This is a genomic window from Methylocella tundrae, from assembly GCF_901905185.1.
Lineage (GTDB): Bacteria > Pseudomonadota > Alphaproteobacteria > Rhizobiales > Beijerinckiaceae > Methylocapsa > Methylocapsa tundrae.
Genome location: NZ_CABFMQ020000094.1, coordinates 15,129 through 27,749, shown reverse-complemented (window position 1 = coordinate 27,749; position 12,621 = coordinate 15,129). Strand labels below are relative to the sequence as shown.

Sequence of the window (12,621 nt, the reverse complement as noted above, 5' to 3'; positions counted from 1 at the left end):
CCAGAAGATACCGTTCAAGACGCGACGATCATCGACGCGCGGAACACCCCGCGGCTTGTTCGGCAACAACGGCTCAATCACCGACCATTCGAAATCCGTCAAATCAAACCGCGCCATCTCAGCCTCCGTGATCCGAAGGTTGAATCACGCCACAGCCGATTCGGGAATCCCGATAATGGGTCTATGACCTAGTCCGGCTCCATCGCCGGTGGGCGCGGACAGCGGATTCCATCCATCAACTCGATATCGGGAACCGTCTTCCCGGCCTTTTTTGCCCGTAGGGCGTCGGCGCTCCGAAGGATGGCGGCGACAAAGCTGACAGCTTGCGGATCGACCACGAAAACGCCGTCTCTTTTTCTGATCGCATCGCTGGCGATGGCGAAAAGAGAGCCGTGAAAATCTCCATCCCGCCTGACGCTGTCGCCAGCGAGCAGTGAATAGATCGTCTGGGCAAGCCAGCATATAAATTCATTATCGGAGCGCCGAACGGGTTTGCCGGGGTGGGTGGCGTCGATCAACGCATGGGTGCACTCGTGAATGATCTGCGCGCGACCGCTGGGCGTAGCGTAAAATCCGAGGTTTCGATTGCTGAACCTCAGCGTATCCGTCGTGTGATCATATTCGGCCGAGGCCGCTGGATCGACGACGCCGAATTTAATGTCGACGCAGTACTGGGCGACAAGGTCAGCCAGGTACCCGTAATGATAACCCATGACCGAAATGCCCGCCGCCTGAAATGCGATCGCGCCACAGGCTTTCGAATTCAGGGCGCTCAGGACTTTGAGGCGGAGCTTGAATTCATCGGACATCTCAAATCTCCTTGACTCGCCAGCTCGACCCGGTCGCTTTTCGCAGGTGGATCGACAGCGATCATCCGATTGAACAATGATGATGTCGGTGCGCGCTCACACGATGTTATGGTCTCTTGCGGGCGTGGCCGGCGCTGAAGCGTGTTTGCAGTTTATGTTGGCGGGACGCCAATCCGGGAGGCGATGATGACAATGGTTCGGACGATCGGCCTGATGAGCGGAACCTCCATGGATGGGGTCGACGTCGCCTTGATCGAAACCGATGGAGAAGCCGAGATTTCGTTCCGCGGCTCGGGGTTTCTGCCCTATCAGGACGAGGATCGCGCTCTGCTGCGGGCGGCCATCGCCGACGCCGCGCCGCTGCATGACCGCCGCGCGCGTCCGGGCGCTCTGGCCAGCGCCGAAGCCATGGTGACGCAGCGCCATTGCGAGGCGGTGCGGCGCTTTCTTGACGCGCAGGGCGTTGACGGCAAGACAATCGACGTCATCGGCTTTCACGGGCAGACTGTGCTCCACCGGCCAGAGAAGCGGCTGACCGTCCAGATTGGCGACGGCGCGGCGCTGGCGCGAAGCCTTGGGCATGATGTGGTCTATGATTTTCGCGCCGCGGATGTGTTGCGCGGCGGCCAGGGCGCGCCGCTTGTGCCGGTGTTTCACAGCGCGCTCGTCAGGGCGGCGGGCTTTGCCGAGCCTGTCGCGGTGATCAACATCGGCGGCGTCGCCAATGTGACCTTTATCGAGAGGGAGCGGGAGCCGATCGCCTGCGACGCCGGCCCCGGCAACGCCCTTATCGACGACCTGATGCTGCTCCGCAAAGGCGTTGCTATCGACCGCGACGGCGCCACCGCCGCGCGGGGCAGGGCCGATGAGAAAATTCTCAAGGATCTGCTGGCGCATCCCTTCTTTGCGCTGGCGCCGCCAAAGTCGCTCGATCGCAATGCGTTTTCGGCGGCCGCCGTCGCCTCGCTCGCCACCGAGGACGCGGCGAGAACGCTGACGGCGTTCTCCGCGGCGGCGATCGCCCGCGCCCTCGATCTCATGCCCCAGCGCCCGGCCATCGCTGTGATCTGTGGCGGCGGCGCGCGCAATCCGACGCTCATGGCGGAGCTTTCCGCTCGCCTGCCGTGCCGCGTCGCCGACGCCGACGCTTTCGGCTGGTCGATCGACGCCATGGAGGCGCAAGCCTTTGCCTATATGGCGGTGCGGCGGCAGAAAAATCTGCCCATTACGTTCCCGCAGACCACGGGGATCGACGCGCCGCTGGCGGGCGGCCTCATCGCGCGTCCGGTGCGGTGAGGCGCCATCGAAATGATGTGATCACGGCTTAGGCTGGTGCGTCCCCCCGGTCCGGGGACGCGATCATTTAACGGAGCCCTCATGCGCCTTCCGCTCATTCCTCCTTCCGAACTCACCCCAGAGCAGCGCGCCCTTTACAATGATATGAGCGAGGGCATCGCCAAGAATTTCAAAGGCTTCGTCGCAGTTCGCGAAGATGGCGCGCTGGCCGGGCCGTGGAATCCCTGGCTGCATGAGCCGGTTTTCGGCAAGCCGAGCTGGGAGTTGGTCAAGGCGCTGGCCGATAATCCCTCGCTGCCGAGGGCGGCGCGCGAGGTCGCCATTCTGGTGACAGGCGCGCATTTCAACTCGGCCTATGAGATTTACGCCCACGTTCTCGTCGGCGAATTGCGTGGATTATCGGATGAAAAGCTCGCCACCATCGTCGCGGGGCAGCGCCCCAACGATCTGACGCGGCACGAGGCGATCGCCTATGATTTCGCGAGCGCGCTGGTCAGGGGCGGCACGCTGCCGGAGCTGACCTATAACACCGCGGTCGAGGCTTTCGGCCAGCATGGCGCGGCGGAATTGTCCTATCTCGTCGGGCTCTATTGTCTGGTTTCAGTCACGCTGAACACGTTTGACGTGCCAGTTCCCGAGCCCAAAGCGTAGAGGCCCCGGTCGTTAAGAACGCATCTCGGCATCCCCGGAGCCGCTCAGGCGGCGGCTCGTTGAGGCTCCCTGGAGGCTAGCGCTTTCCATGACGAACCTCAGCCGACGAAGGCCGAGACGTCGAGACTGTAGAGTCCTCTTTGCGGCGCCGGCGGCGCCTGAAGCAGCGTTGCGACGAGCCCGACGCCATTCGCAAACCATTTCGGATGATTGCCATTATATTTATAGTCCGTGACCTGCATGGCTGCATTCACGCCGCCAGAGTCCTGAACATAAATGGCGTAATGGCCGGAATTTGCCGGGGCGTCGCGGTTTGATTCAAAAGCGATCCAGTTTCCGTCCGGCGACCACCATGGCGCGCGCCCCTGATAGGCCTCTTCAAACGGCCCTGTGACGTTTGCGTTCTTGTCGAGCGGCCGGATGACGATGGGATCCTGCCCTCTGTCGACGAACCAGATATAGTTCGTATCTTGATTATACTTTATCTGGCTGCCGATATATTGGCCGGCGAAGGCGAATTGTTGCGGGTTTTGCGGATTGACCGAGGGCATGCCCGCCCAGACCGTCGTACCGGCGACGACGGGAATATCAAGCTCGCCAGAACCGCTAATCACCGACGTATGCGGATTGGGGGCCGGGTTGTTGTTCATCACCGCGAGGGCGGAAACGTTCGGATACCAGGCCGGATAGATCATTCCCTTCGTGGACGAAAGAAACGAGAGATTTGAGCCGTCCGCGTCGGTTATGACGATGCCGCCGTCGATGCAAAACGCGATTTGGCCATTAGACCAGGACCAGTCCGGACGAGTGGCGGACTCGTAATGCGAGTTCGGCGGAAACAGCGAAGGCTGAATGGGGCTGTTCAAAGCCGCGTAGAACAGAACAGCCGGGCTCTTGTTGACTGAGCGCTCGAAAATAATCTGATCGCCCTCAGAGTTGAGCGCGAAACGATAGTCGCTGACCGAAGCGTCAGGGTAATTTAGCAACGGAACTGGTGTGGCGGGAGGCGGGGCCATTGGCTAAGCTCCAATAAATCCATGATCGACGAATTGAAATCCTGGCAGGCATAAGCATGGGCGTCCGGCGCGGAGTCGAGATCCTCCGGCTGCGCGACTGGGGGGCTCAGGCGCAGCTTTGCATTCTGGCTTCCAAACCGGGGACGGATCAAGTTTCTATTGCAAGGCGGAGGTTTGCTGATCGAAGAGCACGCGCGACATTGCCTTCATCTCTCACTGCCCTTAAACCTCGCCCTCGCCGACGGCCCGCCCGCGCCCGACATTGGGCGCTTTGCGCCAGCAGGATAAACATGTCCGACGATTTCTCGCCCGCCTCCGATTTTCTGCGCGCCCTAATCGAGCGCGGCTATCTGCATCAATGCTCAGACCTTGCCGGGCTTGACGCCAAGGCGAAGTCCGGCGAACTCGTCGCCTATATCGGGTTTGACTGCACCGCGCCCTCGCTCCATGTCGGCTCGCTGGTGCAGATCATGATGCTGCGCTGGCTGCAAAAGACGGGCGGCAAGCCGATCGCGCTGATGGGCGGCGGCACGACGCGGGTCGGCGATCCGTCCGGCAAGGACGAAAGCCGGAAAATCCTGACGCTCGAGGCGATCGAGGACAATAAGAACGGCATCAAGCGCGTCTTCTCGAAGTTCCTGACTTTTGGCGAGGGGCCAAAAGACGCGATCATGCCGGACAACGCCGAATGGCTATCGAGCCTCAACTACATCGATTTTTTGCGCGACATCGGCCGGCATTTCTCCGTCAATCGCATGCTGGCCATGGATTCGGTCAAGACGCGCCTCGAACGCGAGCATGAGCTGTCCTTCCTCGAATTCAACTACATGTGCCTTCAGGCCTATGATTTCGTCGAGCTTTTTCGCCGTTCCGGCGCGATCTTGCAGATGGGCGGCTCGGACCAGTGGGGCAATATCATCACCGGGCTCGACCTCGGCCGCCGGCTCGGCACGGCGCAGCTCTATGCCTTGACCTCGCCGCTCTTGACCACCGCCTCCGGCGCCAAAATGGGCAAGACGGCGCAAGGCGCGGTTTGGCTCGACGAAAGCCTTTTGCCTGTGTTCGACTATTGGCAGTTCTGGCGCAATTGCGAGGATCGCGACGTCGGGCGGTTCTTGAAACTGTTCACCGAGTTGCCCCTGGACGAGATCGCAAAGCTCGAAGCCCTCGGCGGCGCCGAGATTAATGAGGCCAAGAAAGTGCTGGCGACCGAGGCGACCGCCATGGTGCATGGGCGCGAGGCCGCTCTTTCTGCGTCAGAGGCCGCGCGCAAAACGTTCGAAGAGGGGGCGCTGGCGGAAACCCTTCCCTCGGTCGAGATCGCAGCCAGCGAGATCGAGGCCGGGCTCGGCGTTCTCGCCGCCTTCGTCAAGGCGGGGCTCGTCGCGTCGACGAGCGAAGCGCGCCGCCAGATCAAGGGCGGCGGCCTCAGGGTCAATGATGAAGTAATCTCCGACGAGCGCGCCATGATCGCGCCCGCCGCCGCCGCAAAGGGCGTCGTCAAACTCTCGCTCGGCCGCAAGCGGCATATTTTGCTGAAGCTGGTCTGAACGAAACGAGAGGGATCGCGCATCGATTTCCTTTTGGCGTCGCGGTGCGCGCGAGAACGGGAACGCGTCGCCGTTCGCATTGCTGCGTCGAGCTTTCCAAATACTGCCCCAGTCATGTTGAAGCTTCTAAAATAAGCAATATCCAAATTTTTATATAGATCAGAATTTCATGGAAGATCGATCTGCTATGAGGCCGTATGTATTGACCCGTCATGGTGACGAAAACAGGTAGCTGTTTTACATACGCAAAGTCCAAGCTTACCTAGCTTCAGCTGCATATTTGATCAACTCATCCTGGGCTATTTCATCTGTAGATAGTTTCTGGAATTTCCAGCTTGAGCTGGCGTCAGCTTATTTTTCGTCCCGGATGCTTCTGAATCTGAAACAGCCGTCATCAAACGGCTGATCAAGGGGAAGACATGATGATGGACAATTGGAAGAAACTCTCGGGGGCGACAGTCCTTGGGCTCTTTGCCGGAGGACTGACCCTCGCCGGCGCCACGATGGCGCAAGACCTGACGGGGCCGCTGGTGCTCAAGGACCAGGGCAGCTTCTTTGTTGGCGGCGCCCTCGAACAAACCGACGCGATGACTGGGACGCCCGGCGGATTCTTGGGCTATTCGAACTCGGACGGCATCAAGGTCGACCAGATGTATGTCCAGTTCCAGGTGCCGAAGGGCAGCGCGCGCAATATTCCTATTGTGATGATCCACGGCTGTTGCCTCAGCGCCAAGACGTGGGAGGACACGCCGGATGGCCGCATGGGTTGGGCCGAATATTTCGTCCGCAATCATCACGCGGTTTACCTTCCAGATCAGTCCGCGCGTGCGCGATCCGGCTTCGACGCGACGACCATCAACGAGGTGAGGCTCGGCCTTAAGCCCGTGAGCGCGCTTCCGAATATCTTTACCTTCGGCCGCCAGTCGGCCTGGGATCTGTTCCGCTTCGGTCCGGCTTACCCGACGCCCTGGCCCGACGAACAATTCCCGGTCGAGGCGTTAAGCGACTTCGGCAATCAGGTGATTCCCGACCTCAACGCGACCCTGCCAACGCCCAATCCGACTTACGAGAACCTCGCGAATGTCGCCATTCAAGCCGGCGGAGCCGTCGTCGTTGGTCACTCGGAATCAGGGTTTTTCCCAGAGGAAGCAGCTCTGACCAATAGCTCGGGCATTAAGGGCATCATCTCAATAGAGGGGCAATGCCCGACTTTGAATCCGGGCCAGATCCAGACGCTGGCGAAGATTCCAACCCTCGTGATGTTCGGAGATCACCTTACGGGCTCCACGATTTCCGGCACGTTTTGGCCCACCAATCTTGCGGGTTGCCAAACATTCGTTCATCAGCTCAAAAGCGCGGGTGGAAAGGCCAAGCTGGTGCAGCTTCCGCAAATAGGCCTTCACGGCAATAGCCACATGCTGATGCAGGACCGGAACAATCTGCAAATCGCGGACTATATTCTCGACTGGATCAGTCAAAACGTCAGCCAGCAACACGGTAAGCCCATGGTCGGCAAAAACCGGGACGCCCCGGATTGACCGACGCTTTGAACGCGCGGCCCCCCGTTCTCGCTGCGATTGGCGCGGCGCGCCCAACGCCCCTCCCCCTAAAAAGGGGGAGGACCATCAAGGCATCCCGTCTTAAAAATTACTGCCCCGCGGCGCCTGCTGAAGGGATGTGGGCGCCGACGCCAAAAATCTGGCGGAAAATGCCGGGCGCGATCGCCGAGAGCGGATTGATGCTGAGCGTCGGCGCGCTGATCTTGCCCTCGACGCGGTAATTCACCCCGATCAACCCCTCATTCGATCCGCCGCCGAGAATCAGGCCGACCACGGGAATTTTCGAGAACAGATTATTGACCGCATAGGCGGGCACGAAGGTGCCCTTCATATCGACGCCGTCATGGGCGAAATCGAGCCAGCCGTCCACCGTCAGGCCGATGGCGTCGCCGTTCATTACGCCATCACGCAGCAGAAGCCGCGTTCCCGCGCGGTCATAGCGCACCTGGAGCCGGTTGAAGGCCATCGCGCCGGCGTCGATTTTCGGCACCCTGCCTGTGGCGTCGGGCGGGGGAACGCCTTCGGCGACAAGCCTTCGCAGCGCAGGTTCGTCGCGCAGGACAAAAGAGTCGATGGTAAGAACGCCGGACAACCCGCCGCCGATCTGCATGGTCGCTGAAAGTCGCCCGCGCTCCATGTGCTTATAAAGATCGGTGAACAGCAAAAGCGATCCGGCGTCATCGGAGAGGATCGTTAATTGCGACGCCGCCGGCGGCCCGGTGAGATTGCCGGACACCGTCTGGCGGCCGAAGCGCCCGGCGAAGGAGAGCTGCTTATAGAGCTCGTCACGCTTCAGCATGCGCAGTTCGAGGCCGGTCAGCACCTGCTTGTTGTAGCCGCTGAGCAGAGCCGATTTGACGTCGAGGTCGATCTCCTTGATCGGCGAAGGCGAAACGCCCGGCGGAAGAGAGGCCGCGGCGGACGGCGCCGGCGTATCGGAGGAGGACGCGAACAGGGTTTTCAGGAACGGACGCGCGTCGATGGTTCCCGCCCGCACCATGACCTTCAAGGTTTCGCCAACCCGCAGCGCGTCGACCTTCATATCGTCGCCCGGCGAAAATTTGACCTGGCCGAATTTCGCGCTTTGCAGCGACTGGTCGGGACCAAGTTCGATCTGGCCATGCGCCTGCACGGCGCCGGCGTCGAGGACGATCTGATCGAGCGACGTCAGACCATTGTTGACGGCGAGCAAGAACTTTGCCTTGCCGGGACGCCCCGGCGGCTTCGAGGCGCCAGGCCATTCGATGCCGGCGTGAGTGAGATCGAGCTCGACATCCGCCCTGATATTTTCCCCGGTCCCGAGCGGAGCGGTTATGGTCGCGGCAATCGGACCCGTAACGCCTGGCACGCCGCCGAGGCCCTGTTTGGCGCGCGCGGCGTCGTCCATGATGATATGGACCATCGCCGAGGCCGCTTTGCCGGAAGGCTGGTTCATCTCGACCGTCGCAGGCGCGCCGAACATGCGTCCTTGCCCGCTCGCCTTGAGACCGCTCGCATCGACATTGATGGCGAGAGTCGCGGCCTCGAGAGCCTCCTTGCCGAGCAGATTTTCCGCCGTAAAATTGGTGACGACCGAATTGATCTTGAGGCTCGTATCGGCGGGGCTCATGTTTGGCCCGAGGTTGAGATCGATTTCTAGCCGTCCGTCAACCTGCCCGCGCAAGGTCGAGGCGGCAAGAGGCAGATTGGCGTAAGGCTTCAGCGCGTCGCGCGCCAGGAGGTCGCCGATCGTGTCGACGGTGCTCGAAACCTTGGCGACGATGACGGCGGGCGTCGGCTTTTGATTCGCGTCGGCGATGTGGAACGTGCCGCCTGCGGCTGTCGTCAATGTCCGGCCTTCGCCGGCGTCGAGCATGCCGACGCTCGTCGTCGTGAAAGTCGAGGTTCGGCCGGTGATGCGGCCGACCCCGTCCACGCCGGTCAGAGGCGGCACGCCCGACAAAAATTCGACGCTGCCGTTGGCGACGGTGAAATCCAGCAGCAGGCTTTCATCCGGCGGCGGATGCTCGTCGCGCATGGCGTCGAGATCGGCGGCGTTGAAATCGATTTGCAGCGTCGCCTTCTCTACGGCCCCCGCCTTGACGTGATCCAGCAGATAGTTCCTCACCGGCGCGCAGATGAACGACGGCCAAAGACGCGTCACGACGGAAATCGGCGTCGGATCGAGCGCGGCGCCGAAACGAAGCCGCGGACCATTCGTCCAATCAACGTCGCCCGCCATCGAAAAGCCGGCCTGCGGTCCGCCAAGCAGGATCCGATCGAACACAAGCCTTTTCTCGCCGAGCAACAGCCGGGCGGTCATTGCAAGGTAATCGACGATGACGGTTTTCTGGCCCGGACGCTCGGGAGCGGCGATGATCGGCTCGGCCTGGACAATGTTGATCAGCCACGGATCGCCCTCCTGCACGGGCAAGGCGACCGAACCAGAAACCGCGCCATGCGTTTCTCCCGCCGTCAGCTTTACCGGATCGATGATGATGCGCCGCGTCGCGCCGTCCCAATGCGCGCCGCCCTGGATCGAGTCGACCATCATCGGCTCGTCATTTGGATCGTCGAAGCGCAGATAGCCGGCGCCCATGCCAAAAGAGGCGACGGCTTCGGACAGCACCCCGTCAGGGCGGAGGCCGACAGAGAAGCTGGCGGATAGCGGCATGTCGAAATCGGCGCCGATCGAACGCGCGCCCGTCGCCAGCAGGATCTCGTCGATCGACAGATTTTGCAACTGCAGCATCAGGCTGCGCTGGGCGCCCGGCGCGCCGCTGGCAAGGCCCGTCGCCGACCAGCGCCCGTTGGGCCCATCGACGGCAAGGTTGAATGTCGTCGAGCCGGAGTTCCTTTGAAAGCCGAGGTTGACGCCATCAAACGTCACTTTCTGATGCGTCGTGCGGTCGTCGATGACGACGCGCCCGCGCGAGATGGCGATGCGATCGACCGCGGCGATCTGGCTGTCTGGACTGGTCAACGCATCCATCAACAGGCGCAGCGCCGACGACATCTGCCTGACAAGCAAGGCGCGCGGCTTCGGTTGCGTCCCCGCGGCGGCGGGCGGCGATCCGTTTTGATCGGCGGGCTGCGACGAGGCGGCCACGCCAACCTCGGCCGGAGAGGCGCCCGCCTTCACAAGCGATTCCGCAAGGGGCGGCGTGATGGCGACGGTTTCGTCTGAACCCGGCGCGATCGGCTGCGCGATCGATCCGTCCGGCAGCAGCGCGAGGCGCACTTCGACGTCAAAAACCTCAAGCCGCTTCGGCACGACGCGTCCAGCGATCAGCGACAAGAGATCGATGGACACTTCCGCGCGGGGCGCCTTGAAGATCGTGCGCCCTGATCCGTCCTTCAGCGACAGTCCGTCTATGCTCAGCGTCGGCGAAACGCCATGCTTGACCATGGACGTCTGGCCCAGAGTGAAATCATAGCCCCGGCCAAAACGCTGATCGAGCGCATCGGCGATGAGCGGACCGAGCCCGTCGATCGACATGGGTCCGCGCGTCAGGCGCGCAACCAGAAGGCCGCCGCTCAGCAGCGCAAGCACGAGCATGCCGACAACGGCATAACCGCAGGATTTCGCGACGAAGGCGCCCCGGCGAGGCTTTTTGAGGCGCGGCGCGTCACTCCCCGCGGGCGATCCCGCGCCGCAGGCCAGCGTCGCCCCATGCGCGGCGGCCGATTCCTTTTGCTGTTTCACCAACCGCTCGCGGCCCTTCCAATGCAAGCTGAAGCTGGAAACCTCGATGTTACGCCGAAACACCGGCCTCGTCGAAAGGCTGATTCCAGCGTTTTTCTTCAATCATCCCGTGCACGCCGCGCCTCTCAGGGCAACAGGAATTTACGAGCTGCGGGCCGAAACGCGGCGTGGCGATTTGGGACAGATTCTGATTTAAACTTAAGCGGATCAGCGCTCGCCAATCCGAACGTTTATCCCCAATATCGTGACTAGGATCGATGGCTTTTCAATGCGACGAAAGGAAGGCGACATGAGCAAGGACGCGACCATGAAACTCGGGGCGGGCGTCGCGGCGCCAAGTTTTGCTCTGCCGGGCGACGCCGGGGCCAAGATCACGCTCAAGAACTTCAAAGACCGCAAGCTTGTCCTCTACTTCTATCCGAAGGACGACACCTCAGGCTGCACCAGGGAAGCCATCGACTTCAATCGTCTCAAGGGCGAATTCGAGAAGGCGGGCGCTGCGATTGTCGGCGTATCTCCTGATTCGCCGGCGAGCCACGCGAAGTTCAAGGCCAAGCACGGATTGGAGCTCGAGCTCGCCTCCGACGAGACCAAGGCGATGCTGGAGGCCTATGGCGTCTGGGCTGAAAAAAGCATGTACGGACGCAAATATATGGGCGTCGAGCGCACGACGTTTCTCATAGAGCGCGACGGAACCATCGCGCAGGTCTGGAACAAGGTGAAAGTGCCGGGCCACGCAGAGGCCGTGCTTGCCGCAGCGCAAGCGCTGAAGTGAGGCTGGCCTGAAGCATGTGGCGCCGTGGGTCGCCACATGCAAACTGACGAATATCACTTGATCACAATTCCTACGTGCGTACAATCTTGGCCAAGCCGCATTTCACAAAGCCAAGCCTCCTTTCACAAAAGGATGAAATGAAGCGAAACGGAAGAATCCAAAAAGGGCGCATTGGCGCGCCAACGCAACCTTGCCTGGATTCACTTCTTGTCCGCCAAGCTGGAAACGGAGAAAGCCGTGATGCAAAATTTGGAGACCGAGGCAAGCCGCCGAGGCGCCGCTCCGGTCAAGGCGCCGACGACTTCGCATCATGCGATGGTTGGCGACAGGACTGAACCAGAAGCTCGCTCAACCGCGATTTATATTGCGCAGATGGCGGCTGAACTGATCAAACTGGCGCGACGGGAGCGGCTCGATCTCCTGACCCATCTACTTGAAATGGCAAAGCTCGAAGCCGAGTTTTCGGTGGGAGCGCGGTAAAGCCAAGGCTTTCAAAGCAGCGGCGGCCGCCGGTCTCGAACGCCGGCCGGAAGCTTCGCCGGCCGGCCCCCGATGGCGCGCACCGGCAGCCTCGGCCATCGCGAGGCTTGCCGCAAGCGTCAGCGTTTCCCGGAAAGCCGCCGGCGGCTCAGAACGGGTTCCATGTCGACGTCGGCGTGAATTTCAAGTAGCTCACGTTGAAGCCGAGCCGCGCCCCAAGCCCGGAGCGAATGGGGACGACATAGACGTCGTCGTTGATAAGGGCTGTCATGCCGAAGCCGCCGACGAGATAGGCCGAGCCGTCGACGCCGCCATAGCGGCGGAAAATAGCGTTCGTGGCCGGAAGATTATAGACCAGCATCATGGTGCGGTCGCCGTCGGCGCCAGCGTCGAGGCCAAGCGAGGGGCCTTGCCAGAACACGTGCAGATCGCCGGCGTTGCGCGTGTGCATGACGCCTTCGCCATAGCGCAAGCCGCCGATGAACGCCCCGCCCGCCTCCTGGCCCAGAATATAGCCGTTGGGCTTGCCCCAGCGCTGCGTCGCCGCTTCGACAACCTCTGCGAGGCCGCGCGAGATCGACCCGAAAAACCGGTGACCATTAGCGACGATCTCGTCGGGAGCATAATCAGCGGGCCGGTCGGGGGCGGGATTTGCCGCCGCGGCGATTGGCCTTAGCCCCAGAAAGGAGCCGCCAACAGCGATCGCCGCCATTTGCCGCGTGAACTCTCTTCGCGATTGCATTTTCGATCCTCTGCGAACCAGTTATGCGTTCGGGGGCGCGCTAAGCACGACGTCGAAA

At 61.6% G+C, this 12,621-nt stretch carries 11 protein-coding genes; 6 read left to right on the top strand and 5 right to left on the bottom strand.

The genetic code is table 11. From position 1 onward, the window contains the following. Both MPC4_RS14775 and MPC4_RS14770 read right to left on the bottom strand, forming a co-directional pair. Positions 1-117: transposase (locus MPC4_RS14775; RefSeq protein WP_174511329.1), on the bottom strand; the 117-nt coding region annotated here is incomplete at its 3' end. 71 nt (positions 118-188) lie between these two features. Beyond that, entirely contained in the window at positions 189-809 is a 621-nt protein-coding gene (locus MPC4_RS14770; protein ID WP_174513182.1) for a hypothetical protein, read from the bottom strand. 192 nt (positions 810-1,001) lie between these two features. Between MPC4_RS14770 and MPC4_RS14765 the strand changes: the two genes are divergently transcribed. Continuing rightward, complete coding sequence (locus MPC4_RS14765) at positions 1,002-2,105, top strand: anhydro-N-acetylmuramic acid kinase (protein WP_425312485.1); 1,104 nt, start codon at positions 1,002-1,004, stop codon at positions 2,103-2,105. 81 nt (positions 2,106-2,186) lie between these two features. Next, a complete protein-coding gene (locus MPC4_RS14760; protein WP_134491139.1) occupies positions 2,187-2,756 on the top strand; it encodes a carboxymuconolactone decarboxylase family protein in 570 nt (189 codons plus the stop codon). A gap of 98 nt (positions 2,757-2,854) precedes the next feature. Here the strand turns inward: MPC4_RS14760 and MPC4_RS20975 are convergent, their stop codons facing one another. Further along, positions 2,855-3,772, bottom strand: a complete 918-nt coding sequence (locus tag MPC4_RS20975) for a TolB family protein (protein WP_210253662.1) — start codon at positions 3,770-3,772, stop codon at positions 2,855-2,857. Positions 3,773-4,062: 290 nt separating this feature from the next. Between MPC4_RS20975 and tyrS the strand changes: the two genes are divergently transcribed. After that, entirely contained in the window at positions 4,063-5,322 is a 1,260-nt protein-coding gene (gene tyrS, locus MPC4_RS14750; protein ID WP_174513180.1) for a tyrosine--tRNA ligase, read from the top strand. Between the two features lie 419 nt (positions 5,323-5,741). Continuing rightward, entirely contained in the window at positions 5,742-6,860 is a 1,119-nt protein-coding gene (locus MPC4_RS14745) for an alpha/beta hydrolase family protein (protein ID WP_174513179.1), read from the top strand. A gap of 109 nt (positions 6,861-6,969) precedes the next feature. Here the strand turns inward: MPC4_RS14745 and MPC4_RS14740 are convergent, their stop codons facing one another. Next, the gene (locus MPC4_RS14740) at positions 6,970-10,566 is read right to left on the bottom strand and encodes a YhdP family protein (RefSeq protein WP_174513178.1); all 3,597 of its coding nucleotides are present in this window, start codon (positions 10,564-10,566) and stop codon (positions 6,970-6,972) included. Positions 10,567-10,873: 307 nt separating this feature from the next. Here MPC4_RS14740 and MPC4_RS14735 point away from each other — a divergent pair, with 307 nt between their 5' ends. Both MPC4_RS14735 and MPC4_RS14730 read left to right on the top strand, forming a co-directional pair. Then, positions 10,874-11,341: a peroxiredoxin gene (locus tag MPC4_RS14735; protein ID WP_174513183.1), complete on the top strand. Its 468-nt coding sequence runs from the start codon at positions 10,874-10,876 to the stop codon at positions 11,339-11,341. 237 nt (positions 11,342-11,578) lie between these two features. Then, complete coding sequence (locus tag MPC4_RS14730; protein WP_210253663.1) at positions 11,579-11,821, top strand: hypothetical protein; 243 nt, start codon at positions 11,579-11,581, stop codon at positions 11,819-11,821. A 148-nt stretch (positions 11,822-11,969) separates the two neighbouring features. Here the strand turns inward: MPC4_RS14730 and MPC4_RS14725 are convergent, their stop codons facing one another. Next, complete coding sequence (locus MPC4_RS14725; RefSeq protein ID WP_174513177.1) at positions 11,970-12,563, bottom strand: DUF1134 domain-containing protein; 594 nt, start codon at positions 12,561-12,563, stop codon at positions 11,970-11,972. Positions 12,564-12,621 lie beyond the last annotated feature (58 nt).

Coding starts and splice junctions, on each gene's coding strand:
- MPC4_RS14770 (WP_174513182.1), bottom strand. CDS start 809: ATGTCCGATGAATTCAAGCTCCGCCTCAAAGTCCTGAGCGCCCTGAAT.
- MPC4_RS14735 (WP_174513183.1), top strand. CDS start 10,874: ATGAAACTCGGGGCGGGCGTCGCGGCGCCAAGTTTTGCTCTGCCGGGC.
- MPC4_RS14745 (WP_174513179.1), top strand. CDS start 5,742: ATGATGATGGACAATTGGAAGAAACTCTCGGGGGCGACAGTCCTTGGG.
- MPC4_RS14765 (WP_425312485.1), top strand. CDS start 1,002: ATGGTTCGGACGATCGGCCTGATGAGCGGAACCTCCATGGATGGGGTC.
- MPC4_RS14725 (WP_174513177.1), bottom strand. CDS start 12,563: ATGCAATCGCGAAGAGAGTTCACGCGGCAAATGGCGGCGATCGCTGTT.
- tyrS (WP_174513180.1), top strand. CDS start 4,063: ATGTCCGACGATTTCTCGCCCGCCTCCGATTTTCTGCGCGCCCTAATC.
- MPC4_RS20975 (WP_210253662.1), bottom strand. CDS start 3,772: ATGGCCCCGCCTCCCGCCACACCAGTTCCGTTGCTAAATTACCCTGAC.
- MPC4_RS14760 (WP_134491139.1), top strand. CDS start 2,187: ATGCGCCTTCCGCTCATTCCTCCTTCCGAACTCACCCCAGAGCAGCGC.